Genomic DNA, 22,499 nt, shown 5'->3' on the forward strand with positions numbered 1-22,499 from the left:
GCTGCATTCAATCGCTTCTTGGCGTCAAACAATCCCCGCCCGCTGCCGCACCGTCTGCTTCAATATGTCGAGCGGCATAGCCCCCAATGTCAGCACGTCATGAAACGCCTTGATGTCGAACGCCGCGCCCTGCCTCTTCTTCACCTCGGCGCGCAGGTCGTTCCATACGGTATGGCCGATCTTGTAGCTGCACGCCTGACCCGGCCACACCGTATAGCGGTCGATCTCGCCTTGGCTGCGGCCGCGCGCGATGCCGGTCGTCGCGATCAGATAGTCGGTAGCCTTCTCCCGGCTCCAGCGTTTGACGTGCATACCGGAGTCGACGACCAGCCGGGTCGCGCGGAACAGCAGCGACTGGAGATAGCCGACCTGCCCCAGCGGATCGCCCTTGAACATGCCCATTTCATCGGCCAGCTGCTCGGAATAGAGCGCCCAGCCTTCGCTATAGCCACTATAGCCGCCGCGCCGCCGGATCATCGGAATGGCGTCCGATTCGAGCGCAACCGACACTTGCAGATGATGACCCGGCACCGCCTCATGATGGGTAAGTGTTGCAAGGCCAAATTTGGGCCGGTCGAACGTGTCGCGCAGGTTGATATAATAGATGGCCGGGCGTGATCCATCGAGCGAGGCATTCTGATAGTAGCCGCCCGGCGCGCCCGCCTGGATGGTGACGGGAACGCGGCGGACCTCGACCGGTGCCTTGGGCACGGTATTGAACGCTTCGCCCAGCCGCTTCTGCATCGCGACGATCTGGACATTGAGTTGCGCCAGCAATGCCTCACGACCCGGATCGGTGTTGGGAAACAGCTGGTCAGGGCGCTGGTTGAGCGCGACGAGGCGGTCGCCCACGCTCCCCTGGCTCATCCCTTCGCCCTTCAGGATCGTGTCGATCCGCGCACTGATCTCCGCCACCTGATCCAGCCCGATCTGGTGGATTTCATCGCCAGTCAGCGCCGTGGTGGTCGCCGCTTCGGCAGCGGCCGCGTAAAAGGCTTCGCCGTCCGGCAGACGCCACACGCCCGCATCATGGCTGGCCTTGGCCCTCAACTGCTGAACCAGCGCGCGTTGGCGATCGAGCGCAGGGAAGATTGTGTCCGTGACGATTTTTTCGGCCTGCGCCGCGCGTTCGGGCGGGAGGCCAGCGGCAGCAAGCTTCTTGGCGAAGGACGCGACAAGCACCGTCTGCGCGGCGGGCTGATCGCGCAGCGACGCCTGCATCTTGAGCGTCGTGTCGAGAATATAGTCGGGCGCAAACACGCCCTTGGCCGCGTCCGCCTTTTGCCGCGCCAGTTCGCCGTCCATCGACGCGGGGAAGGCTTCGAGCCGGGCGAGATAGGCGTCGGCGTCAGCTGCATCCTTCACCCGATGCTGCGAATCGAGGAAATCGGGCGTCTCGCGATAGCTGCCGGTCAGCTGGCTCAGCACATAGGGGGCATAACGCCCCGCCGTTTCGCCATAGCCAAAGCGTTCGCCGCCGATCGACCGATCAAGCTGATAGCTGACCACGTCATAATCGAGTTTCGATGCATCGCTCAGCGTCTTGCGGTCGATGCTCGCCAGTTGCGTTGTCTGCGCCTTGCTGCGCGCCAGATCACGGGCAACCCCGGCGGCGGATGTGTCGCTCAGCTTGCCGCGCAACGCCGCGCGCTCGCCCGTGTCGAGGCCAAGCCGGGTGGCCTGTTCGGGTGAATCCGCCAATCGTTCATAGAAAAAGCCGTCGAGCATGGCACGCAGCCGGGCATCGGCAGCGGCGGGCTTGGCAAAGGCAGGGGTGGCAGCAGCGGTCAGCGCGGTCGCGCCGCTGGTGGCGAGAAATTGGCGTCGGTTCACGAAGGGGACTCCGTCTGTCGGGGAAAAGGGCGCTGAGGGGGACAACGCCCATGATGCCCCCTTGTGCCGCCCTTCCAAAGGCTTGGCTAGGCCTTGCGCCAGATAAGCCAGCCTTATGTTTCGCATTGCCGGTTGCGGCTATACCGTCATTTGCCCATGCGATAAGGCGCGATCAGCCTAAATCGGGGAGAAGCGCCCATGACCTACACCCTCATCACCGCGAACCGCAACTATAGCAGCTGGTCGCTGCGCCCCTGGGTGTTGATGACCGCATTGGGCATTCCGTTCGTCGACCGGATCGAACCCTTCACGCAGGCGACCAACTATGCGGCCTTCCGCAGCTTTTCGCCGACTGGACAGGTGCCTGCGCTGTTGGACGGGCAACGGACTATCTGGGATTCGCTGGGCATCACCCTCTATCTTGCCGATCGCCATCCTGCCGTCTGGCCGACCGACGAAGCCGCACGAGCCTGGGCGCAATGCGCGGCGGCGGAAATGCACAGCGGCTTTTCGACCCTGCGCAACGATTGCACCATGAATGTCGGGGTGCGGGTCGAGCCGCATCTGCACTCGCCCGCGCTGAACAGGGACATTGCGCGCCTCGCCGAGCTTTGGGGCGAAGGGCTGACCCGCTTCGGCGGGCCGTTCCTGGCCGGATCGGCCTTCACCGCCGTCGATGCCTTTTACGCGCCGGTCGCGTTCCGGGTGCGGACCTATGGGCTGGATGTCGGCCCGGTGGGTCAGGCATGGGTCGACCATATGCTGGCGCACCCCGCTATGCAGGCATGGGAAAAGGCCGCCCTGGCCGAAACCTGGCGCGAGGACAGCCATGAGGCCGAAATCGGCGCGGCAGGACGTATCATCGCGGATTATCGGGCGGTGTAACATTGTTGCCCGCCATATGGACAAAAGAGCAGTTTTCTGCCCGCTTCCCCCTTTTCCCTGGGCCATTCCGGGTCTAGGGGGAAACCACTATGGTTAAGCTCCGCACCCTCTATGAGAAGATCTGGGACGCGCATGTCGTCGAGCGCCGCCCGGATGGCACCTGCCTGATCTATATTGATCGTCACCTCGTCCATGAAGTGACGTCGCCACAGGCGTTTGAGGGGCTTCGTCTCGCGGGACGCAAAGTGCGCAGGCCGGACCTGACGCTGGCGGTGCCGGATCATAATCTGCCCACCACCCCGCGCCGCGACGCAGACGGCCATCGCGTCCCGATCGCCGACCCGGAAAGCGCGCAGCAACTCGCCGCGCTGGAACGCAACGCGCCGGAATTTGGCGTGCGCCTGATCGGTGACGCCGATGTGGAGCAGGGCATCGTCCATGTCGTCGGACCTGAACAGGGCTTCACCCTGCCGGGCACGACCCTGGTATGCGGCGACAGCCATACATCATCGCATGGCGCACTGGGCGCGCTGGCCTTCGGCATCGGCACGTCGGAGGTCGAGCATGTGCTGGCGACCCAGACCCTGCTGCTCAAGCAATCCAAAACGATGGAAGTCGTGGTCGAAGGCAAGCTGGGTTTCGGCGTGACGCCCAAGGATGTGGCGCTGGCGATTTGCGGGCATATCGGCACGGCGGGTGGCACCGGCTATGTCATGGAATATCGCGGCTCCGTATTCCGCGACATGTCGATCGAGGGGCGACTGACCGTCGCCAATATGTCGATCGAGGCAGGCGCGCGGTCGGGCCTGTTCGCCCCCGACGACACGACCTTCGCCTATCTCAAGGGCCGCCCGATGGCGCCCAAGGGTGCCGACTGGGACGCAGCCGTCGCCTGGTGGCGCACTTTGGTGACCGACGAAGGCGCGCAGTTCGACAAGAGCGTGGTGATCGACGCCGCCGACATCGTGCCGACCGTCACCTGGGGGACCAGCCCCGAAGATGTCGTCGCGGTGACCGGCGTGGTGCCGGACCCGGCGAGTTTCGAGGATGCGTCCAAGCGGGCGGCGGCGCAAAAGTCGCTCGACTATATGGGGCTGACCGCCGGGCAGAAATTGGCTGACGTGGCGGTCGAACATATTTTCATCGGCAGCTGCACCAACAGCCGGATCGAGGATCTGCGCGCCGCGGCTGCGTTGCTCGATGGGCGGCACATTGCCAGCGGCATCAAGCACGCCATGGTCGTGCCCGGCTCTGGCCTCGTCAAGCGGCAGGCCGAAGCCGAAGGGCTGGACCGCATATTCACCGACGCGGGCTTTGAATGGCGCGAGCCGGGCTGTTCTGCTTGCCTGGGCATGAACCCTGACAAGGTGCCTGCGGGCGAACGCTGCGCATCGACCAGCAACCGCAATTTCATGGGCCGTCAGGGACCGGGCGCGCGCACCCATCTGGTGTCGCCTGCCATGGCAGCGGCAGCGGCGATCACCGGCCGGCTGACCGACGTGCGCGAACTGTTGAAAAAAGAAGAGGGGATGGCATAGTGAAAAAGATTTTCTGGCTGCTGACGCTGGGCGCGCTGGCCAGCGCGGCGATGGCTGCGACGCTGGGCCGGGCCGAGGACATTTCCGCCACGGAAGCAAAGCAGGCGCGCTGATGGACAAGCTGACCACGGTCGAGGGCAAAGCCTACCCGTTCGGGATGAAGAATGTCGACACCGACATCATCATCCCGTCGCACTGGCTCAAGACGATTTCGCGCAACGGCATGGGCAAAGGCGCGTTTGAAGTGCTGCGCAAGGAGCCGGGCAACGTCTTTGACGATCCGGCCTATGCGGGAAGCCCGATCCTGATCGCGGGCGACAATTTCGGCTGCGGGTCCAGCCGTGAACATGCCGCCTGGGCGCTGGGCGATCTGGGCATCCGGGTCGTGATCGCGCCGAGTTTCTCCGACATTTTCTCCAGCAATGCGTTCAAGAATGGCATATTGACTGCTGTGTTGCCGCAGGAGGCGATCGACCGGCTGATGGAGGTGGCGCAGACCGACGACATCCATGTCGATCTGGAGCAGCAGACGGTCACGACCCAGTTTCAGGATCGTTTCAGCTTTGAAATCGACCCGTTCCGCAAACATTGCCTGCTCGGCGGTCTGGACGAAATCGGCCTGACGCTGGGCGATGCCGACGGCATCGGCGTCTATGAAGCAAAAGTGGCGCAGGATCGCCCCTGGATGATCCCCGCCGTTGCGTAAACGCGCGCTTCTTCCTATCTCTTATCGCACTATCGTGCTTTGGACAGGGCATTTGGCATGACGACTTTCGACGATCGCGAACGGGCCTTTGAAAATATGTTCGCCCATGACCAGGAAATGCAGTTCCGCATCCAGGCGCGCCGCAACCGGCTGCTGGGCGAATGGGCTGCGGTGAAGATGGGGCTGACCCCGGAAGAAACCGATTCCTATGCCAAGGCGGTGGTGCAGGCCGATTTCGAGGAAGCCGGTGACGAGGATGTCATCCGCAAGCTGGTGGGTGACATGACCTCCGCAGGCATCGACATCGACGAGCCGGGCGTGCGCGCCGCGCTCGAAGAGCAGGCGGTGATCGCTCGCCGCATGTTCATCGAAGCGCAGTAAGGCCGCCTGCGATGCCGATGGCCGCCGATGATATTGCCGACATGATTCGCGCCGCGATCCCCGACGCCGATGTCGAAATTACCGATCTGGCGGGTGACGGCGACCATTATGCCGCGCGGGTGGTAGCGGAAAGTTTCCGCGGCATGAGCCGGGTGGCGCAGCAACGCGCCGTCTATGCCGCGCTCGGCGGGCGGATGGGGGGCGTGCTGCACGCCTTGCAACTGACCACCGCGGTTCCCAACTAACGCGCATCACAGATTCGCGCCCGGTCGATCGGGCGCCAGACAGGAATGGACTTTCGATCATGACCGACGCCGTGCATCAGCGGATTGCCGACATCGTGAGCGCCAACGACGTGGTGCTGTTCATGAAGGGCACGCCGCTCTTCCCCCAGTGCGGCTTTTCCAGCCGCGCTATCGCGATCCTGGAGCATCTGGGCGTCGCCTATGACACGGTCGACGTGTTGCAGGACCAGGCCGTCCGTCAGGGGATCAAGGCCTTTTCCGACTGGCCGACCATCCCGCAACTCTATGTGAAGGGCGAATTTGTCGGCGGCAGCGACATCATGATGGAAATGTATGAAGCGGGCGAACTGCACCAGCTGATGACCGATCAGGGCGTCGCCGCGGCGAACTGATCCACGTTCAGATATGACGTGATAAAGGGCGGTCCGATCATCGGGCCGCCTTTTTTATTGCTGGATTTAGGGGAGCCACCGGGTTGGGGGTGCCGACGGAGATCGGCCAGCACCCCCAGGGTAGTTACACGGTGGGTTACGGGAAAAAGAGGTGCAACCGCCGTGCCAAAAACAGCAGGGCACGCAAATCCGCAGTTACAAGGGTTAACGGCGCGCGTGACGCTGCGGCATCTGTCAAATATTCCGACATTTTGGGGTTGCTCTAGTGACATAGCCGACGGCGATTTTGCCCCCGTTGACTACAATCGTAATCAATGCGATTACATCTGTAGTTGAACAAGAGGCAAGAGTCGCGTGGCGCAGACGGGTGAAAAGATCAGCGAAGCCGAACTGGTGGTGATGGAGGCATTGTGGGAGCAGTCGCCGCTGACCGCCAATGACGTGGCCGATCGCGTCACCGACGCCCGCGACTGGAGCGCGCAGACGGTCAAGACATTGCTGTCGCGGCTGATGGCCAAGGATGTGATCGCCGCCGATCAGGATGGCCGCCGCTTCCTCTACCGGCCACTGGTCGCGCGGGAGGATTATGTCGCCAGCGAATCGGGGCGACTGGTCAACCGGCTGTTCGGCGGCCGGGTATCGCCGCTGGTCGCGCAACTGGCCAGTCAGGACCAGTTGACCGACGATGACATTGCCGAGCTTGAGGCAATCCTGAAAGGGCTGAAATCATGAACGTCTGGATGGTCGAAACGCTGATTGCCACGACGCTGCTGATGGCGCTGGTCATGCTGCTGCGCCGACCGGTGGCGCGCTGGCTGGGGGCAGGGGCAGCCTATTGCCTTTGGGCGGTGCCTTTCGCCCGGATGCTGCTGCCAGCGCTGCCCGGCGATGTCGCCAGCCCCTCGCCGCTGCATGTCGCTGTCGATCAGGCGGGCCTGCCCGACCTGCTGACCGTCACGCCGATGGCACAGGTGGCGACCGACACCGCCTTCCCCTGGCTGGAGCTTGGCATCGGCCTCTGGTTTGCCGGGATGCTGGCATTCCTCATCATCCAAGCGGTCGGCTATGCGCGGTTCCGGCGGCACATGCTGACCGGCGCGACGCCGATTGGCGAGGACGGCCGCATCCGCCTGATCACCAGCCCGCACGCCAGCGGCCCGCTTGCCTTTGGCGTGTTCCAGCCCTTCATCGTCCTCCCCGCCGATTTCGCCCTGCGCTATGATGCGCTGGAACAGGAAATGGCGATCGCGCATGAACGCGCGCACCATAGCCATGGTGATCTGGCCGCGAATCTGGTCGCGCTGGCGCTGCTCGCCATCCACTGGTGCAACCCGATCGCGTGGATCGCTTACCGCGCCTATCGCGCCGATCAGGAAACCGCCTGCGATGCCCGCGTGCTGGCGCTCTATGGCCAGGATCAGGCCCATATCTATGGTCGCGCGATCCTGAAAGCCGCCGGTGGCCGCCAGTTCGCCGCCGCCTGTCATCTGACCCGAATCACCACCTTGAAGGGGAGGCTCATCATGCTTTCGCGCCACGAAATTTCGCTCCAGCGGATCAGCTGGGGCATGGCCGCCGTCGCCATCGTCACCGCCACGGGCCTCGCGCTCACCGCATCGGGCAGCCGCGCCGCGCAGCAGATGGCGGCGATCAGCGACAGGGTCGAAACCGCCGATTTTGCCCGGCTTTCAAACCTGGTCGCACAATCCGCCGCCGCCAGCGTGCCGCAGACCGCCGATGAATGGCCGGAAACCCCTGCCGTCCCCACTGCGGCGACCATCGACACCGCAGCGACCGCCGCAGTGCCGCCTGCGCCAACCGCTCCGATCGTCCCTGCCGCCGATATGGTGGCGCCGGTAGCGCCAGTGCCGCCCATGCCCTCGGTGCCGTCAGTGACCGTGCGCGAAGAGAAGAACGCGATCACCATCACCCACGCCGATGGCCGGATCGAGCGCCACCACATCCCGACCGAGGCCGAAATCCGCCGCATGGTGCCGCGCGTCGATGTCCGCAACGGCTGTGAGGGCGATCAGACCGTCAGCAAGCGTGAAAGCGTGGACAGCGATGGGCGCCGCACCATCCGCATCCGCATCTGCGAGGCGCAGATCGAGGCGCAGGCCCATCGGGCTGCCCGCGCCGGACTGGTGACGGCCCGCGCCCAGGTCGCCCGCACCGCCCATATGACCGACCGCATCCGCGCCGAGGTGCTGCGCGACCTGGACGATGAAATTGCCAAGATAGACGGGCAGGCGGACTGACCCGCGCGCTCTACTGCATCGACAGGATTGCGAAGGCGAAAGCCATCCATGGGTCCGCCTGTGGATGGCTTTTTTGTGGGCCGTGAAGGTCAGGCCATCGGTGCGATCGCCTTCACCCTCAGCCCGAATCACCCGATGGCGCACACATGCGTCGAGCGCCTGATCGGCATCGATCAGGCGCTCGGACAGGACGCGACGGTCCCAATATCAGACAAGGCTTGCCGACCGTCGCAAAGGACGGCGGCGGGCCTCACCGCATGGCTTAGCCCTGGCGGGCCTTGAAGCGGCGATTGGTCTTGTTGATCACATAGGTGCGGCCACGACGGCGGATCACGCGGTTATCGCGATGACGGTCCTTGAGCGACTTGAGCGAGTTGCGGATCTTCATGGAAGTCTGCCTTCTTAGAATCTGGCTTTAGCGGAAAATCGAAGCGCTGCCCCTATGGGCGGGACGGCCTTAAGTCAAGTCCGGCAGCACGACTTTTGCCTCTGTTCATCCCTCATGCAGCAAGTTGATGGCTTGGAGCGTTGGAGGGAATTATGCCGTCCGCGTCGTTTAGCGGAATATGCCCCGTTGGAGTAGATGCCATGTCGAAGCGCCTGATTCTTGCTGCCAGCCTTGCCTTAGCCTTAAGCGCCTGTGCAACGGCGATTCCCCCGGTGGAGGTCACCCGCTTCCATATCGGTGATCCCGCGCGCAGCGGCACGATCGCGGTGGAGGAAATGCGCGGCAATCCTGACATCAGCCTGGAATTCCGCACCTATGCCGCCGCCGTGACGCAGGAATGGCAGCGGGTCGGCTTCACCCCGGTCGTAGCGGGCGCAACCAGCGACTATGTCGCCAGCGTCGCCTTCCGCCGCAGCTTTCGCCCCGCTGGCATCGACCGCAGCAGCGACAAGCCGGTCAGCGTCGGCGTGGGCGGCGGTATCGGCAGCGGCGGCTATTCCGGGCTGGGCGTGGGCATCGGCATCAACCTGTCGGGCAAGCCCAAGGATATTGTCACGACCGAATTGCAGGTGCAGCTGCGCCGTCGTGCCGATTCGACCATGATCTGGGAGGGCAGGGCGCTAACGGAAGCCCGCGAAGGCACGCCCGCCGCGCAGCCGGGTCTGGCCGCACAAAAGCTGAGCGCGGCGCTGATCGGGGGCTATCCCGGCGAATCCGGGCGCACTATAACCGTCAAATGACCATCTCCATCACCAGCGCATTCGATAGCGGCAATATCCGCGTCCTTTCCATCACCGACACGTCAGCGGGCGCCCGCGCCGAGCTGGAAATCGTGACCGACCATCAGAGCGATTTCTATCAATGGTTCCATTTCCGCGTGGCCAATGCGGCGGGACGCGCCTTGGAACTGGCGATCGTCAATTGCAGCGGCTCGGCCTATCCCGATGGCTGGGCCGATTATAAGGCGCGGGTGAGCGAGGATCGCGAGACTTGGAGCCAGGCCGATACCAGCTATGCCAATGGCACGCTGACGATCCGGCTGGAGCCGGACAGCAATGCGCTCTGGGTCGCCTATTTCGCGCCCTATTCGATGGAGCGCCACCATGATCTGATCGCCTTTGCCGCCTGCCAGCCCGGCGTTACCCATCGCGAACTGGGGTTGACGCTGGATGGCCAGCCAATCGACCTGCTGACCATTGGCGAAGGGCCAAAGCAGGTGTGGCTCTATGCCCGCCAGCATCCCGGCGAAACCATGGCGCAGTGGTGGATGGAAGGCGCGATCGAACGTTTGTGCGACGAGGAGTATTCGGTTGCCCGTCTGCTGCGGCAACAGGCGACGATCCATCTGGTGCCAAACATGAACCCGGACGGCAGCCGCCGGGGCCATTTGCGCACCAATGCCGTCGGCGTGAACCTGAACCGCGAATGGCATGAACCGTCGATGGAGCGCAGCCCGGAAGTGTTTCTGGTCCGCGCGGCGATGGACGCAACCGGCGTCGATCTCGCCATCGACGTGCATGGCGACGAAGCCATCCCCGCCGTGTTCATCGCCGGTTTTGAAGGCATCCCGTCAATCACTGAGCGCCAGCTGACCCTCTACCACCGCTATCGCGACACGCTGGCCGCCCGCACGCCCGATTTCCAGACGCGGCTGGGCTATCCGGTGGCGGGTGAAGGGCGGGCAAACCTGTCCATGTCCACCAATCAGGTCGCCGAACGCTTCGGCGCGGTGGCGATGACGCTGGAAATGCCGTTCAAGGATAATGACGACCTGCCCGACGCCGATTATGGCTGGTCCCCTGCGCGCTCTGCGCAACTGGGCAAGGATTGCCTGGCCGTGCTGGCAGAGATGATCGGGGATATTTGATTCCGCGACTGATGCGCTACTACCCAAACTCCGTTCGTCCTGAGTAGCCGCTGAGCTTGTCGAAGCGGCATATCGAAGGAAGCGCATGGACGCGATGCTTCGATATGGGCCTTCGACAAGCTCAGTCCCTACTCAGCACGAACGGTAATTTTAACAACAGGCACACAGCCTATTTCCAATCAAATGCCAGCGGTGCCTCGCGAAACGCAAAGCGGTCGAGATGGTCTGCAACCACCTTCTTGAACACCGCGACATCGGCGTCGGCGGTCGGATCGATCGTCACCACTAGCGCCTCCTCCTGCGCGGCCATGCGGATCGGCCCCATCGGAAAGGCGATAACGCCCGATTGCGGATCAAACTCGGTTGCGAACTTGTGGCTCCAATGTTTGCACAGCTGCTGGAGATAGCGGCTGGCGTTGGGCGTGGGGACATGGGCGGTCAGCGTCATGACTTTAAAGCCTTTCGATCTTGGTGGCAGCCTCGTCGATCAGGGACGCGACGTCGAACATGGTCTGGGCATCGGCCCCTTCCTTTTCAAGCCGCCCCTGGATCGCCATGCGCAGATTGTGCATGGCGCGGCGTAAGGGCGCGCTATCGGTGCGCTCGGCCTTTTGCGCCAGCGACGCGATCCGCTCCATCACCAGCGTCAGTCCCGCCTGATGCTCAGCCAGATAGGCCGTGCCTTCGTCGGTAATCGCAAACAGCTTACGGCTGCCCTGTCCCGGTTGCTCGGCGATCAGGCCCATGTCGGCCAGCAGGGTGAGCGTGGGATAGACCACGCCGGGGCTGGGCGCATAGACCTCGCCGGACAGGCTTTCAATCTCGCGGATCAGGTCATAGCCATGGCGCGGCGTGTCGGCGATCAGCTTGAGCAGGATCAGCTTAAGCGCGTCATTGTCGAACAACCGCCGCCGCCCGCCGCCGCGCCCGCCATGACCGCCCCGTCCGCCGCCGCCCATCGGCCCATCGCCGAACGTATCGCCGCCGCGCCCGAAGCCGCTGCGGCCAAAACCGTCAGGGCCGGCAAAGCGGCCATGACCGCGCAGGCCATGCCCATGGTGAGGGCCGCCATGGCCGCCTTGTGTGTGAGAGAAATGCATCATTTGTCTTTCAGTATGTTTCATGATGCATTGAGATATATCGTAATTATTTGGATCGTCAAGAGATAAGATATATCTTTTATATCTTGAGAGCGTCAGAGTGCGGCGAAATCGATCGCAGCGTGCCGGTCAAGAGCCCGCGAATGATCCTCCAGCGGATATTTGAGACCGCTGGCGCAGTTGAACAGCAGCGCACGCTCATCGCGTCCGATCAGCCCTTCGTCCAGCGCCCGGCTATAGGCGGCCAGGGTCGCGCCGCCTTCCGGGCAGAGCAGCAGGCCATCGTCGCGCGCCACATCGCGCACCGCCGCGCTGATCGCGGCATCCGACACGGCCAGCGCCGCGCCGCCGCTTTCCCGCACCGCGCGCAGGATCAGGAAGTCGCCCACCGCGCGCGGCACGCGGATGCCCATGGCGATGGTGTGGGCATCCTCCCAGCGTTCGGCGAATTCCACGCCCTGATCGAAGGCTCGGACCATCGGTGCGCAGCCCTCGGCTTGCACCGCGAACATTTTGGGGCGCTTAGATCCGATGAAGCCGATCTGCTCCAGCTCATCAAACGCCTTCCACATGCCGATCAGGCCAGTACCGCCGCCGGTGGGGTAGAAAATCGCGTCGGGCAATTCCCAGTCCAGCTGCTCGGCCAGTTCCAGCCCCATCGTTTTCTTGCCCTCGATCCTATAGGGTTCCTTCAGCGTCGAGAAATCGAACCAGCCGCGTTCCTTCGCGCCTTGCCCGACGATCGCGCCGCAATCGTCGATCAGCCCGTTGACGCGATAGACCCGCGCACCCTGCGCCGCGATTTCCCGCACGTTGATTTCGGGCGTGTCGTCGGGACAGAAGATGATCGCCTCCACCCCGGCGACCGCGGCATAGGCGGCCAGCGCCGCGCCCGCATTGCCGTTGGTGGGCATGGCGATCTGGGTCACGCCCAGTTCCTTGGCCATCGACACCGCCATCACCAGCCCGCGCGCCTTGAAGGAGGCGGTGGGCAGGCGGCCCTCATCCTTGGCGATCAGATGGGCGCCACCCAGCCGCGCGGCGGTTCGCGGCAGCGGGACCAGGGGCGTCGCATTTTCGCCCAGGCTGATGATGTTGGCGGTGTGCCGCACCGGCAGCAATTCGCGCCAGCGCCACAGATCCATGGGCCGCTGCGCCAATGCGTCCTTGGTCAGCGTAGCCCGCACCCTCTCCAGATCATAACGCACCAGCAACGGCTTCCCCGCCGCCGACAGCCCATGCAATTGGTCCGCCGCATAACGTTCGCCGGTCAGCGAACATTCCAGATGGGTGACGAAGGTGGGGCGATCGGTGGTGAGGTTCAGATCGTGGCGCAACGGGGTATCCTTTGGTCAGTACCCCCCGGCCCACTCTTGAAAACCCCTCCCGCGAACGGGAGGGGTGGATATGTCTTATTCCGGCGCTTTCGCCACGCTGACCATGGCCGGGCGCAGCAGCCGGTCCTTGATCATATAGCCCGCCTGCATCTCGATCAGGATCGTGCCGGGCGCGGCGTCGGCGGAGGGGACTTCCATCATCGCCTGATGCTTGTTGGGGTCGAGCGGCTGGCCGACCGATTCGATCTTGCTGATGCCGTTGCGACCAAACACCGCCTCCAACTCGCGGCCAGTGGCTTCCAGCCCGACGACCAGACCCTTGAACTTCTCATCCTCGCGCAGGTCGGCGGGGATGGTGGCCAGCGCGCGGCTCAGATTGTCGGCCACCGACAATATGTCGCGGGCAAAATTGGTCGCGGCATAGGCGCGGGTATCGGCCAGCTCCTTTTCCAGCCGGCGGCGCACATTTTGCGTATCGGCATGGGCATAGAGAATGTCCTGCTTGGCGGTCGCCAGTTCCGCTTCCAGCGCGGCGATGCGCTCTGCACTGGCATCGGCCACGGGCGCATCCTCCGGCAATTGATCCACGACTTCGGTATTTTCGACGTTCAGATTGTCTTCGCTCATCTCATCAATCTCGACAGCGTTTGTGCGGTGAAATCCACCATGGGGATCACCCGTGCATAGTTCAAGCGCGTGGGGCCGATCACGCCGACCACGCCGACCACCCGGCCGTCCGCGCCACGATAGGGGGCGGCTATGACCGAAGAACCCGACAGGGAAAAGAGATTGTTTTCCGAACCGATGAAGATTTTGGTCGCGCTGCCCGCCAATGCGCTTTCCAGCAGGCGGGATATTTCCTGCTTGCCCTCCAGCTGCTCCAGCAATTGCCGCACCCGCTCCAGATCAGCCGCCGTGCCATCGTCGATCAGATGCGCTTGACCCCGCACGATCAGCACCGGCCGGTCATCGGCATCATGCGACCAGATGGCGATGCCGCGCTCCACCAGCTCCCGCGCCGCGCCATCCAGCGCGCTACGTTCGCTCTCCATCTCCTGCGCCAGATGATCGCCCGCCTGCCGCAACGTCATGCCCGCAAAGCGCGCCGACATGAAATTCGCCGCTTCGTTGAGCATGGAGGGGGACACGTCAGGCGGCAGGTCCAGCACGCGATTTTCGACCGACCCGTCCTGCCCGACCAGCACGGCGAGCGCCTGCCGGTCATTCAATGGCACGAAACCGAACTGGCGCAAGACCGGCTCGCGCCGTGGCACCATCACGATCCCCGCGCAGGCCGACAGACCCGATAGCGCGGCGGTCGCGGCGGACAGTGCTTCCTCGATCGGCCCGGCCTCGGCCAGCCCCGCCTCGATCGCGCGCCGCTCCTCCGCTGATGGCAGCGCCGCCTGCATCATCCCGTCCACGAACAGCCGCAGCCCCGTCTCGGTCGGCATCCGCCCCGCCGATGTGTGCGGCGCGGCCAGCAGGCCCAGCTCCTCCAGATCCTGCATGACATTGCGGATCGAGGCAGGCGACAGGCTAAGCGAGGATATTTTGCTTAAGGTTCGCGATGCGACCGGCAGGCCCGTACCCAGATAGCTTTCCACCACCAGGCGAAAGACGTCGCGGGCGCGCTCGTTCAATTCGGTCATGGGTGTCGTTGGCGTCATCGGCACGATGTAGGATGGATTGTGCCGATGCTCAACTTTTGCGTGTCCGACCGGCCTATTAGGCAGGCTTCGCTTTCAGCATCGGTTCGATCCCCAGCAATTTGGGGATGCCGCCGATCGTCGTGCGCAGCTTCCCATAGCGCGCGTCCATACAGCCCGACTGATAATCGAGCCGCGTCGGTTTGGCCTCGCCCCGCGTCCATTCGATGCGGTATCCGGGCATATCGGTCGCAAAACGGGTGCAATTCTCGCCATGGGCGATCCGCTTTTCCGTGCCGACCGGCGGCTTGTAGGGGGCCAGCGCCGCGCGTAATTGCCGGTATTGCGCCGGGGTCACGGTAAAGCGTGTCGGCCCCGGCACGGCGGTAAATTTCTCCGGCTCCAGCAGGCCCGATCCGTCCGGTGTCACCAGCACGCTATAGGCCGGGCAGGCGCCAAAGCAGCGCCCGGCGGTAAAGCGGATCGTGTCGCCTGCCGCGCGCGGTATGTCCAGCTCAGTGTCGGCGGTGGCGCATCCCGCCAGCAGCGTCGCGGTGGCGGCTATCATCATTCTGATCATCATGGCCCTTCTTATCGCCTAATTGCGCGCTTGGCACTGGCAAGAAACGCCGCCGGGCGCTAAGCGCCGTCCCCTGACCGTTTTGGAGAAAAGAACATGCGTCCTTCCGGCCGCGCGCCCGACCAGATGCGCGACATCACCATGGAGCCAGGCTTCACCATCCATGCCGAAGGAAGCTGCCTGATCAGTTTCGGCGACACCCGCGTGCTTTGCACCGCGTCGGTGGAAGAAAAAGTGCCGCCCTTCCTGCGTGGCAAGGGTTCTGGCTGGGTCACCGCCGAATATGGCATGTTGCCCCGCGCCACCCACACCCGCGGCAGCCGCGAAGCGGCCAAGGGCAAGCAGTCGGGCCGCACCCAGGAAATCCAGCGCCTCATCGGTCGTTCGCTCCGCACCGTCGTGGACATGAAGAAGCTGGGTGAGCGCCAGATCGTGATCGATTGCGACGTGATCCAGGCCGATGGCGGCACCCGCACCGCGGCCATCTCCGGCTCGTGGGTCGCGCTGCGCATCGCGGTGGACAAGCTGCTGGCGTCCGGCGCGCTCAAGGAAGATCCCATCATCCAGAAGGTCGCGGCGATCAGCTGCGGCATCTATGAAGGCACGCCCGTCCTCGACCTCGATTATGCCGAGGACAGCAATGCCGAGACGGACGCCAATCTGATCCTGACCGGCGACGGCAAATTCGCCGAAGTCCAGGCCACCGCCGAAGGCGCGGCCTATGACGAGGAAGAATTGCTCCGCCTGCTGCGCCTCGCCCGCATCGGCTGCGCCAAAATCTTCGCCGCGCAGGATGCCGCGACGGGGCGCTGAATCTTTTAATCCCTCCGTCATGCCAGCGAAAGCTGGCATCTCCCTTTTCTTTTGACGCTACGACAGCGAATGAAGAAGGGAGATCCCAGCTTTCGCTGGGATGACGGAAAAATAGCCCAGGGTGATATCATGACCGACCAATTCGGACAGGAACAGGCGATCCGCAAGCTCGCCCCCGGCAAGCTGGTGATCGCCAGCCACAATGCGGGCAAGGTGCGCGAAATCGCCGCGTTGCTTGGTCCCTATGGGATCGAGCCGATCTCCGCCGCCTCGCTCGACCTGCCCGAACCGGAGGAGACCGGCACCACCTTCATCGCCAATGCGGAACTGAAGGCATTGCAGGCCGCCGATCTGTCCGGCCTGCCCGCGCTGGCCGATGATAGCGGCCTGTGCGTCGAGGCGCTGGGCGGCGATCCGGGGCTGTTTTCGGCACGCTGGGCCGGACCGGACAAGGACTTCGCCCTCGCCATGCAGAAAGTCTGGGACGGAGTCACCGCCAAAGGCCCGGACGCCGGCCATGACGCCCATTTCATCTGCGCTCTCGCCTTGGCCTGGCCCGACGGCCATGTCGAAGCGTTCGAGGGGCGGGTCGACGGCACACTCGTCTGGCCACCGCGCGGCGCCAATGGCTTTGGCTATGACGCGATGTTCCAGCCGCTGGGGTTCGACATCAGCTTCGGCGAAATGGACCCCGACGCCAAGCACGCCATGAGCCACCGCGCCGATGCGTTCAAACAATTGGTGGCAGCGGTTTTTTGAACCTCTCATTCCTCCCCGTGCCGACGGGGAAATCGCATATGACTTTCGTTATCCCTGCAACGTCATCCTGAATTTATTTCAGGATCCATCATGCCCTAAAAGCCGCCGCTTGAGACGAGGAATGGATGCTGAAATAAATTCAGCATGACGATGAAGGAGACGGCAGTTTCATATGCGATAGCTCTGCTTTTGCCGGGGAGGACTACCGCCCCCCGCTCGCCAGCTCGATCGGTGCAGCATCCCCATCCAGCGGCCCCTGTCCGAACGCATTGCCAGCGGGAAAATAGCGGCACACCAGATACTCATAATTCGCGCCTTCACCCAGAGCGCAGCCGACCTTGCGCGTGCCGCGCCAGATCATCTGGGTATAATGGCCGACATCCTGCCAGCGCCCGCTGGTGCTGAAGTCAGGCAATTTGCCCTCCGCCCGGAACAGCTTTTTCTCGTCCGCAAACGCGCCGACCATGACGCTATAGCCGTAGAGGCGGCGCGGCCCCATCCACAGATTTTCGCCGCTGGGGATCGCCCGGCTGGCGCGGGGGCTGTGGCGGAACGCCCCGGTCTGCGCCATGTCGGCGGCATAGCGCGCCGCGTCCGCCGCCAGCGCCTCATCCCATTCCAGCGCTGGGACACCGACCAGCGCCCGCTCGCCATTATGCACGTCCAGCATCACGGCGCGCAGCAGCGGCTCGCCGCGCGCGGCCTCCTCCATGCCATAATAGGATGCAGGCATGACCACACCGGTCGGCACCCCGACGGGCGGAGCAACCGCCGCCTTGTTCCCCGGCGCGCTATCGGACGCTGCCTGTGCGCCTGTCGCGATCAGCAACGCCGCCCATAGCCCGGCGCGCAAAAACAGATTAGGGCTGCCCCCAGCCATGGCCGTCATTCCCCCCGAATCTCTATCCGCATCGGCGTCGGCCCCCGCCGACGCTCTGGCCTTATATATGCATTGGCCCTTTTGCGTATCCAAATGTCCCTATTGCGATTTTAACAGTCATGTCCGGGAGGGCATAGACATAGAAGCCTGGCGCACCGCGCTCCTGGCCGACATGGCGCATGAGGCAGCGCTGACCGGCGGACGTCCGCTCTCGTCCATCTTCTTTGGCGGCGGCACCCCCTCGCTGATGCCGCCCGCGTTGGTCGCAGATCTCATCGCAGCGGCGCAGCAGCATTGGGGCTTCACCCCCAATATCGAGATCACGCTGGAGGCCAATCCCAACTCGGTCGAGGCCGCCCGCTTTGCCGATCTCGCTGCCGCCGGGGTCAACCGCGTATCGCTGGGCTTGCAGGCGCTCGACAATGACGCGCTCCATTTTCTCGGTCGCGCCCATGACGTGACCGAAGGGCTGGCCGCGCTCGACACCGCCCAATCCGTGTTCGACCGGGTCAGCTTCGACCTGATCTACGCCCGCCCGGACCAGAGCGAGGTCCAATGGAAGGCGGAACTGACCCAGGCGCTCTCCTTCGGCACCGGCCATCTCTCGCTCTATCAGCTGACGATCGAACCCGGCACCCGTTTCGCCACTTTGGTGGCGCAGGGCAAGATGACGCCCGCCGACCCGGATCATGGCGCAACCCTTTATGAACTGACCGCCGCAATGACCGGTGCGGCAGGCATCCCGGCCTATGAGATCAGCAACCACGCCCGCGAGGGGCAGGAGAGCCGCCATAACCTCACTTACTGGCGCTATGGCGATTATGTCGGCGTTGGTCCCGGCGCGCATGGGCGGCGCGGGGGAATGGCGACTCAGCGTCACAAAAAGCCGGAAAACTGGATCGGCGCAGTCAGCCGCAACCGCCATGGCCTGCAAAGCGAACAGCTATTGGCAGGCGAGGAACGCGCGCGTGAGGCGCTACTGATGGGGCTGCGGCTGGGCGAGGGTGTCGATCTCGCCCGCATCGCGGCGCTGTCGGGCCTTGCTGTGGCAAAGCTGGTCGATGACCGCGCCATCGACCAGCTCACCGACCTTGGCCTCATCCGCCTGACCGACACCCGCCTGCAAGTCGCGCCAGCCGGAATGCTCCTGCTCGACGCGATCCTGCCGGAGGTGGTGGCGATCTGACCAAAATGCCTTGCTCCGTTCGTTTCGAGCGAAGTCGAGAAACCTGCGCGCCACGTTTCTCGACTTCGCTCGAAACGAACGGAGGTCGGGTTTTGACCTGAGATCATCATCATCGGGCGATCGTATTACGCGAGGATCGCCCGATCAGCGCTAATCCCGATCCTTCAATTCATCTCCGCGCACCGCCGCGACATGCAGCACATTGGTCGATCCCGGCGTGCCGAAGGGGACACCGGCCAGCACGACGATCTTGCCGCCCTTTTCGGCCATGCCGTGGCGCAGGGCCATGCGGCGGGCCTTGCCGATCATCTCCTCGAAATTGCCGATATCCTTGGTGCGGATCGCATGGACGCCCCAAGTCAGTCCCAGCTTGCGCGCCGTGTCGGTGCGCGGGGTCAGCGCCAGGATCGGCGCGGACGGCCGTTCACGCGCCACGCGCCGCACCGTGCTGCCTGACGAGGTGAAGCAGGTGATCGCACTGGCGCCCACGACATTGACGATATTGCCCGTCGCCTCGGCCAGCGCGTCGGCGGTGGTCGGGTCGGGCAGCGTCTCGGTAAAATGCAGCCGGGCGAGATAGCCCGGATCGCGCTCCACGCTGTGCGCGATCGCGTCCATCATCGCTACAGCCTCGACCGGCCAGTCGCCTGCCGCGGTTTCCGCCGACAGCATCACCGCGTCCGCGCCGTCATAGACCGCCGTCGCCACGTCCGACACTTCTGCACGGGTGGGGGAGGGGGACTTGATCATTGATTCGAGCATCTGTGTCGCAACCACCACCGGGCGGCCCATGCGGCGCGCGGTAGCGACGATCTGCTTTTGCAGCGGCGGCACGTCATAGGGTGGCAATTCGACGCCCAGATCACCGCGCGCGACCATCACGCCATCGGCCATCTCGATAATCTCCTCCAGCCGCTGCACCGCCGACGGCTTTTCGATCTTGGCCATAAGCGATCCATAGCCGCCCATCAGCTTGCGCGCTTCGGCCAGATCCTCCGGCCGCTGCACAAAGCTGAGCGCGATCCAGTCGCACCCCTGCTGCATCGCAAAGCTCAGGTCACGCCGGTCCTTGTCGGTCAGCGCCGGGACCGGCACCACCACGTCGGGGACGTTTACGCCCTTGCGGTTGGACAAAGTGCCGCCGACCTCGACGATCGAGTCGATCCGGTCCTCGCCGATCGCCTTCACGCGCAGCACCATCTTGCCATCGTCCAGCAGCAGCCGGGTTTCGGGCACCAGTGCGGCATAGATTTCCGGGTGGGGCAGGTTCACGCGGCGCGAATCGCCCGGCGTCTCGTCCCGGTCGAGGATGAAGGGCGCGCCGGTTTCCAGCAGCGCCAGCCCCTTTTCGAACGTGCCGACGCGCAGCTTTGGCCCCTGCAAATCGCCCAGGATCGTGGTGGGGCGCTGAAATTCCTTCTCCAGCGCGCGGATGGTGGCGATGCGTGTGGCATGATCCTCATGCGCGCCATGGCTCATATTGATGCGGAAGGCGTCGGCCCCGGCAACGAACAGCGCCCGGATCATTTCGGGCGTATCGCTCGCAGGACCAAGCGTCGCAAGAATGCGGACCTTGCGCGAGCGGGGCGGTAGTCGTGACATATATTCTCCTGGCCGTCATGATCGCTGCTGGCCCGGTTTCTTGGCCTTGCCAGCGCGTCGTTATGGGTTATCCGTGCTGCACGACAGGATGATGTAGATCAGCGAAAGGGTCCGCCGATGAGCGACACCATACTCACAGATGCCGCCGCCGCAACCGCCTTCCGCCGTCTGGTGATGCATTTGCAGCATCGCACGGACGTCGAAAATATCGACCTGATGGGGCTGGCGGGCTTTTGCCGCAACTGTCTGGCCGACTGGGTGGCGGAGGCCGACGGCGGCCTGACAAAGGATCAGGCACGCGAACTTATCCATGGGATGCCCTTTGCCGAATGGAAATCCCGCTATCAGGGCGAAGCGACGCCGGAGCAGATCGCACGGATGAAAGAGAGTGTGGCGAAGAACGCTGACAATCACTAGGACGCCCTCCAACCGATTCACATCTACCGGAGAGACTCCCCCATGACCGAACCCAATGTCGCCGCCGACCAGCTCCGCCTGCTGATCGAGCGTATCGAGCGCCTGGAAGAAGAGAAAAAGGGCATCGGCGACGACATCAAGGACGTCTATCTGGAAGCCAAGGCGACCGGCTACGACCCCAAGATCATGCGCCAGATCGTCCGATTGCGGAAGATGCAGCCCCACGACCGGCAGGAAATGGAGGCGATCCTCCAGACCTACCTGTCCGCGCTGGGTATGGAATAAGACTCCACCTCCGATCGCCCTGAGCTTGTCGAAGGGTTCCACTGAGCGTAGCGAAGTGCCTTCACTGCGTTCAGGCCAAGGCTTCGACAGGCTCAGCCCGAACGGGATTAGAGGAGAGTGAAATGTCTGAGATCATCGTCAGCACCACCAGCCGTCTGGAAGGACGGCCTGCCAAGGAATATCTGGGCATTGTCACCGGCGAGGTAATCGTGGGCGCCAATCTGTTCCGCGATCTGTTCGCCAGCGTGCGCGACATCGTCGGCGGCCGGTCGGGCGCGTATGAGGATGTGCTGCAACGCGCGCGTGAGCAGGCGATCGGCGAAATGCGGATGCGTGCCGCGACGCTGGGTGCCAATGCGGTCGTCGGCGTTGATCTGGACTATGAGGTGTTGGGCGCAAACGGCTCGATGCTGATGGTATCCGCGTCGGGGACTGCCATTCTCGTCTAACATTGCGCGAATGGGCCGCCCTCGCTAGAGAGCGCGCTTCGGATCACAGACAAGTCAGGGAGAAGGCCGTGGCCGGCCATTCCAAATTCAAGAATATCATGCATCGCAAGGGCGCGCAGGACAAGAAGCGCTCCTCGATGTTTTCCAAGCTGAGCCGCGAAATCACCGTCGCGGCCAAGATGGGGATGCCCGACCCGGACATGAATCCGCGCCTGCGGCTGGCGATCAACGCCGCCAAGGCGCAGTCCATGCCCAAGGACAATATCCAGCGCGCCGTCGACAAGGCGAACGCAGCGGGCGGCGAGAATTATGAGGAAGTGCGCTATGAGGGCTATGGCCCCGCAGGCATTGCCATCATCGTCGAGGCACTGACCGACAACCGCAACCGTACCGCGACCAACATACGCACCGCTTTTTCCAAAAATGGCGGCAATCTCGGCGCATCCGGGGCAGTGAGCCATGGCTTCGACCGCGTCGGCCTGATCACCTATCCCGCCAGCGCAGGCGACGCCGACGCGATCTTCGAGGCCGCGCTCGAGGCGGGCGCAGAGGACGTGTCGTCCAATGAGGACGAGCATGAAATCTGGACCGCGATGGACGCGCTCCACGAAGTCGCCAAGGCACTGGAAGCCAAGATTGGCGCAGCCGATAGCGCGAAACTCGCCTGGAAACCGCAAACCCTGGTCGATGTCGACGAAGCCAATGTCGCCACGCTGATGAAGCTGGTCGACACGCTGGAAGATGATGACGACGTCCAGACCGTCTGGGGCAATTATGAAGTGTCCGACGCGGTGATGGAGAAACTGGGTTGATCCCCTGTCCCTCTCCCCCTGGGGAGAGGGTTGCGCAGCCTTGGCGGCTTTGCCGCCTAGGCGAAGCTGGGAGAGGG

27 protein-coding genes are annotated in these 22,499 nt (G+C 63.8%); 17 read left to right on the forward strand and 10 right to left on the reverse strand.

Annotated elements, in window-relative coordinates; all coding sequences use genetic code 11:
- Nucleotides 1-24 precede the first annotated feature (24 nt).
- Entirely contained in the window at nt 25-1,833 is a 1,809-nt protein-coding gene (locus KRZ98_RS00135; protein WP_217671605.1) for a DUF885 family protein, read from the reverse strand.
- 198 nt (nt 1,834-2,031) lie between these two features.
- On the opposite strand from KRZ98_RS00135, the gene KRZ98_RS00140 reads away from it, so the two are divergent.
- The 8 genes from KRZ98_RS00140 (at nt 2,032) to KRZ98_RS00175 (ending at nt 8,238) form a co-directional block, all read left to right on the forward strand.
- On the forward strand, nt 2,032-2,718 hold the full coding sequence (locus KRZ98_RS00140; protein WP_217671607.1) for a glutathione S-transferase family protein: 687 nt from the start codon (nt 2,032-2,034) through the stop codon (nt 2,716-2,718).
- A gap of 89 nt (nt 2,719-2,807) precedes the next feature.
- Nucleotides 2,808-4,256 carry a 3-isopropylmalate dehydratase large subunit gene (gene leuC / locus KRZ98_RS00145; RefSeq protein ID WP_217671610.1) on the forward strand — a complete coding sequence of 483 codons (1,449 nt, stop codon included), beginning with the start codon at nt 2,808-2,810 and terminating at the stop codon, nt 4,254-4,256.
- A 112-nt stretch (nt 4,257-4,368) separates the two neighbouring features.
- Nucleotides 4,369-4,962 (forward strand): 3-isopropylmalate dehydratase small subunit, encoded by a 594-nt coding sequence (gene leuD / locus KRZ98_RS00150; RefSeq protein ID WP_217671612.1) that lies wholly within the window; start codon nt 4,369-4,371, stop codon nt 4,960-4,962.
- Nucleotides 4,963-5,019: 57 nt separating this feature from the next.
- Nucleotides 5,020-5,343: a DUF1476 domain-containing protein gene (locus tag KRZ98_RS00155; RefSeq protein ID WP_119744710.1), complete on the forward strand. Its 324-nt coding sequence runs from the start codon at nt 5,020-5,022 to the stop codon at nt 5,341-5,343.
- A gap of 11 nt (nt 5,344-5,354) precedes the next feature.
- The gene (locus KRZ98_RS00160; protein ID WP_006965900.1) at nt 5,355-5,588 is read left to right on the forward strand and encodes a BolA/IbaG family iron-sulfur metabolism protein; all 234 of its coding nucleotides are present in this window, start codon (nt 5,355-5,357) and stop codon (nt 5,586-5,588) included.
- Between the two features lie 59 nt (nt 5,589-5,647).
- Nucleotides 5,648-5,980, forward strand: a complete 333-nt coding sequence (grxD, locus tag KRZ98_RS00165; RefSeq protein WP_217671615.1) for a Grx4 family monothiol glutaredoxin — start codon at nt 5,648-5,650, stop codon at nt 5,978-5,980.
- 354 nt (nt 5,981-6,334) lie between these two features.
- The gene (locus tag KRZ98_RS00170) at nt 6,335-6,712 is read left to right on the forward strand and encodes a BlaI/MecI/CopY family transcriptional regulator (protein ID WP_217671616.1); all 378 of its coding nucleotides are present in this window, start codon (nt 6,335-6,337) and stop codon (nt 6,710-6,712) included.
- On the forward strand, nt 6,709-8,238 hold the full coding sequence (locus tag KRZ98_RS00175; protein ID WP_217671617.1) for a M56 family metallopeptidase: 1,530 nt from the start codon (nt 6,709-6,711) through the stop codon (nt 8,236-8,238). Before KRZ98_RS00170 ends, KRZ98_RS00175 begins: the two co-directional genes overlap by 4 nt.
- 262 nt (nt 8,239-8,500) lie before the next feature.
- On the opposite strand, the gene ykgO is transcribed toward KRZ98_RS00175, so the two are convergent.
- The gene (ykgO, locus tag KRZ98_RS00180) at nt 8,501-8,626 is read right to left on the reverse strand and encodes a type B 50S ribosomal protein L36 (protein ID WP_003046794.1); all 126 of its coding nucleotides are present in this window, start codon (nt 8,624-8,626) and stop codon (nt 8,501-8,503) included.
- 200 nt (nt 8,627-8,826) lie between these two features.
- On the opposite strand from ykgO, the gene KRZ98_RS00185 reads away from it, so the two are divergent.
- Together KRZ98_RS00185 and KRZ98_RS00190 are read left to right on the forward strand one after the other, a co-directional pair.
- Nucleotides 8,827-9,426 (forward strand): hypothetical protein, encoded by a 600-nt coding sequence (locus KRZ98_RS00185; protein ID WP_217671618.1) that lies wholly within the window; start codon nt 8,827-8,829, stop codon nt 9,424-9,426.
- The gene (locus KRZ98_RS00190; protein WP_217671619.1) at nt 9,423-10,553 is read left to right on the forward strand and encodes a M14-type cytosolic carboxypeptidase; all 1,131 of its coding nucleotides are present in this window, start codon (nt 9,423-9,425) and stop codon (nt 10,551-10,553) included. The genes KRZ98_RS00185 and KRZ98_RS00190 overlap by 4 nt, the downstream gene beginning before the upstream one ends.
- A gap of 169 nt (nt 10,554-10,722) precedes the next feature.
- Here the strand turns inward: KRZ98_RS00190 and KRZ98_RS00195 are convergent, their stop codons facing one another.
- The 6 genes from KRZ98_RS00195 to KRZ98_RS00220 all read right to left on the reverse strand — a co-directional run bounded on the left by KRZ98_RS00195 (nt 10,723) and on the right by KRZ98_RS00220 (nt 15,210).
- The gene (locus tag KRZ98_RS00195; protein ID WP_217671620.1) at nt 10,723-11,001 is read right to left on the reverse strand and encodes a DUF2218 domain-containing protein; all 279 of its coding nucleotides are present in this window, start codon (nt 10,999-11,001) and stop codon (nt 10,723-10,725) included.
- 4 nt (nt 11,002-11,005) lie between these two features.
- On the reverse strand, nt 11,006-11,656 hold the full coding sequence (locus KRZ98_RS00200) for a PadR family transcriptional regulator (RefSeq protein WP_217671621.1): 651 nt from the start codon (nt 11,654-11,656) through the stop codon (nt 11,006-11,008).
- A 92-nt stretch (nt 11,657-11,748) separates the two neighbouring features.
- A complete protein-coding gene (locus tag KRZ98_RS00205; RefSeq protein ID WP_217671622.1) occupies nt 11,749-12,990 on the reverse strand; it encodes a threonine synthase in 1,242 nt (413 codons plus the stop codon).
- Nucleotides 12,991-13,065: 75 nt separating this feature from the next.
- Nucleotides 13,066-13,617 carry a nucleotide exchange factor GrpE gene (grpE, locus tag KRZ98_RS00210; protein WP_217671623.1) on the reverse strand — a complete coding sequence of 184 codons (552 nt, stop codon included), beginning with the start codon at nt 13,615-13,617 and terminating at the stop codon, nt 13,066-13,068.
- Nucleotides 13,614-14,660, reverse strand: a complete 1,047-nt coding sequence (hrcA, locus tag KRZ98_RS00215) for a heat-inducible transcriptional repressor HrcA (protein ID WP_217671624.1) — start codon at nt 14,658-14,660, stop codon at nt 13,614-13,616. Before hrcA ends, grpE begins: the two co-directional genes overlap by 4 nt.
- A gap of 58 nt (nt 14,661-14,718) precedes the next feature.
- A complete protein-coding gene (locus tag KRZ98_RS00220) occupies nt 14,719-15,210 on the reverse strand; it encodes a DUF6438 domain-containing protein (protein WP_254797983.1) in 492 nt (163 codons plus the stop codon).
- Nucleotides 15,211-15,315: 105 nt separating this feature from the next.
- Here KRZ98_RS00220 and rph point away from each other — a divergent pair, with 105 nt between their 5' ends.
- Nucleotides 15,316-16,032: a ribonuclease PH gene (gene rph, locus KRZ98_RS00225; RefSeq protein ID WP_088183292.1), complete on the forward strand. Its 717-nt coding sequence runs from the start codon at nt 15,316-15,318 to the stop codon at nt 16,030-16,032.
- Between the two features lie 129 nt (nt 16,033-16,161).
- Complete coding sequence (gene rdgB / locus KRZ98_RS00230) at nt 16,162-16,791, forward strand: RdgB/HAM1 family non-canonical purine NTP pyrophosphatase (RefSeq protein WP_217671626.1); 630 nt, start codon at nt 16,162-16,164, stop codon at nt 16,789-16,791.
- Between the two features lie 202 nt (nt 16,792-16,993).
- Here rdgB and KRZ98_RS00235 read toward each other — a convergent pair whose 3' ends face one another.
- The gene (locus KRZ98_RS00235) at nt 16,994-17,671 is read right to left on the reverse strand and encodes a CAP domain-containing protein (RefSeq protein WP_217671627.1); all 678 of its coding nucleotides are present in this window, start codon (nt 17,669-17,671) and stop codon (nt 16,994-16,996) included.
- Between the two features lie 67 nt (nt 17,672-17,738).
- Between KRZ98_RS00235 and hemW the strand changes: the two genes are divergently transcribed.
- Complete coding sequence (hemW, locus tag KRZ98_RS00240) at nt 17,739-18,857, forward strand: radical SAM family heme chaperone HemW (RefSeq protein ID WP_254797984.1); 1,119 nt, start codon at nt 17,739-17,741, stop codon at nt 18,855-18,857.
- Nucleotides 18,858-19,007: 150 nt separating this feature from the next.
- Here hemW and pyk read toward each other — a convergent pair whose 3' ends face one another.
- Complete coding sequence (pyk, locus tag KRZ98_RS00245) at nt 19,008-20,459, reverse strand: pyruvate kinase (protein WP_217671629.1); 1,452 nt, start codon at nt 20,457-20,459, stop codon at nt 19,008-19,010.
- 117 nt (nt 20,460-20,576) lie between these two features.
- Here pyk and KRZ98_RS00250 point away from each other — a divergent pair, with 117 nt between their 5' ends.
- From KRZ98_RS00250 to KRZ98_RS00265, 4 genes are all read left to right on the forward strand, one after another.
- Nucleotides 20,577-20,876: a DUF1244 domain-containing protein gene (locus KRZ98_RS00250; RefSeq protein WP_217671630.1), complete on the forward strand. Its 300-nt coding sequence runs from the start codon at nt 20,577-20,579 to the stop codon at nt 20,874-20,876.
- A gap of 42 nt (nt 20,877-20,918) precedes the next feature.
- Nucleotides 20,919-21,161 carry a DUF2312 domain-containing protein gene (locus tag KRZ98_RS00255; protein WP_006956223.1) on the forward strand — a complete coding sequence of 81 codons (243 nt, stop codon included), beginning with the start codon at nt 20,919-20,921 and terminating at the stop codon, nt 21,159-21,161.
- A 122-nt stretch (nt 21,162-21,283) separates the two neighbouring features.
- Nucleotides 21,284-21,610, forward strand: coding sequence for a heavy metal-binding domain-containing protein (locus KRZ98_RS00260; protein ID WP_171899206.1), 327 nt, complete (start codon nt 21,284-21,286; stop codon nt 21,608-21,610).
- A 68-nt stretch (nt 21,611-21,678) separates the two neighbouring features.
- Complete coding sequence (locus KRZ98_RS00265) at nt 21,679-22,422, forward strand: YebC/PmpR family DNA-binding transcriptional regulator (RefSeq protein WP_217671631.1); 744 nt, start codon at nt 21,679-21,681, stop codon at nt 22,420-22,422.
- Nucleotides 22,423-22,499: the final 77 nt, after the last annotated feature.

Source organism: Sphingobium sp. AS12 (genome assembly GCF_019097845.1).
Taxonomy (GTDB): domain Bacteria; phylum Pseudomonadota; class Alphaproteobacteria; order Sphingomonadales; family Sphingomonadaceae; genus Sphingobium.

Bases quoted from the DNA above. Each gene is read 5' to 3' on its own strand.
- KRZ98_RS00250 (WP_217671630.1), top strand. From the start codon at position 20,577: ATGAGCGACACCATACTCACAGATGCCGCCGCCGCAACCGCCTTCCGC.
- rdgB (WP_217671626.1), top strand. From the start codon at position 16,162: ATGACCGACCAATTCGGACAGGAACAGGCGATCCGCAAGCTCGCCCCC.
- ykgO (WP_003046794.1), bottom strand. From the start codon at position 8,626: ATGAAGATCCGCAACTCGCTCAAGTCGCTCAAGGACCGTCATCGCGAT.
- rph (WP_088183292.1), top strand. From the start codon at position 15,316: ATGCGTCCTTCCGGCCGCGCGCCCGACCAGATGCGCGACATCACCATG.
- KRZ98_RS00195 (WP_217671620.1), bottom strand. From the start codon at position 11,001: ATGACGCTGACCGCCCATGTCCCCACGCCCAACGCCAGCCGCTATCTC.
- grxD (WP_217671615.1), top strand. From the start codon at position 5,648: ATGACCGACGCCGTGCATCAGCGGATTGCCGACATCGTGAGCGCCAAC.
- leuD (WP_217671612.1), top strand. From the start codon at position 4,369: ATGGACAAGCTGACCACGGTCGAGGGCAAAGCCTACCCGTTCGGGATG.
- KRZ98_RS00185 (WP_217671618.1), top strand. From the start codon at position 8,827: ATGTCGAAGCGCCTGATTCTTGCTGCCAGCCTTGCCTTAGCCTTAAGC.
- pyk (WP_217671629.1), bottom strand. From the start codon at position 20,459: ATGTCACGACTACCGCCCCGCTCGCGCAAGGTCCGCATTCTTGCGACG.
- KRZ98_RS00140 (WP_217671607.1), top strand. From the start codon at position 2,032: ATGACCTACACCCTCATCACCGCGAACCGCAACTATAGCAGCTGGTCG.
- KRZ98_RS00155 (WP_119744710.1), top strand. From the start codon at position 5,020: ATGACGACTTTCGACGATCGCGAACGGGCCTTTGAAAATATGTTCGCC.
- KRZ98_RS00200 (WP_217671621.1), bottom strand. From the start codon at position 11,656: ATGATGCATTTCTCTCACACACAAGGCGGCCATGGCGGCCCTCACCAT.
- leuC (WP_217671610.1), top strand. From the start codon at position 2,808: ATGGTTAAGCTCCGCACCCTCTATGAGAAGATCTGGGACGCGCATGTC.
- KRZ98_RS00260 (WP_171899206.1), top strand. From the start codon at position 21,284: ATGTCTGAGATCATCGTCAGCACCACCAGCCGTCTGGAAGGACGGCCT.
- KRZ98_RS00220 (WP_254797983.1), bottom strand. From the start codon at position 15,210: ATGATGATAGCCGCCACCGCGACGCTGCTGGCGGGATGCGCCACCGCC.
- KRZ98_RS00235 (WP_217671627.1), bottom strand. From the start codon at position 17,671: ATGGCTGGGGGCAGCCCTAATCTGTTTTTGCGCGCCGGGCTATGGGCG.
- KRZ98_RS00160 (WP_006965900.1), top strand. From the start codon at position 5,355: ATGCCGATGGCCGCCGATGATATTGCCGACATGATTCGCGCCGCGATC.
- hrcA (WP_217671624.1), bottom strand. From the start codon at position 14,660: ATGACGCCAACGACACCCATGACCGAATTGAACGAGCGCGCCCGCGAC.
- KRZ98_RS00175 (WP_217671617.1), top strand. From the start codon at position 6,709: ATGAACGTCTGGATGGTCGAAACGCTGATTGCCACGACGCTGCTGATG.
- KRZ98_RS00255 (WP_006956223.1), top strand. From the start codon at position 20,919: ATGACCGAACCCAATGTCGCCGCCGACCAGCTCCGCCTGCTGATCGAG.
- grpE (WP_217671623.1), bottom strand. From the start codon at position 13,617: ATGAGCGAAGACAATCTGAACGTCGAAAATACCGAAGTCGTGGATCAA.
- KRZ98_RS00190 (WP_217671619.1), top strand. From the start codon at position 9,423: ATGACCATCTCCATCACCAGCGCATTCGATAGCGGCAATATCCGCGTC.
- hemW (WP_254797984.1), top strand. From the start codon at position 17,739: ATGCATTGGCCCTTTTGCGTATCCAAATGTCCCTATTGCGATTTTAAC.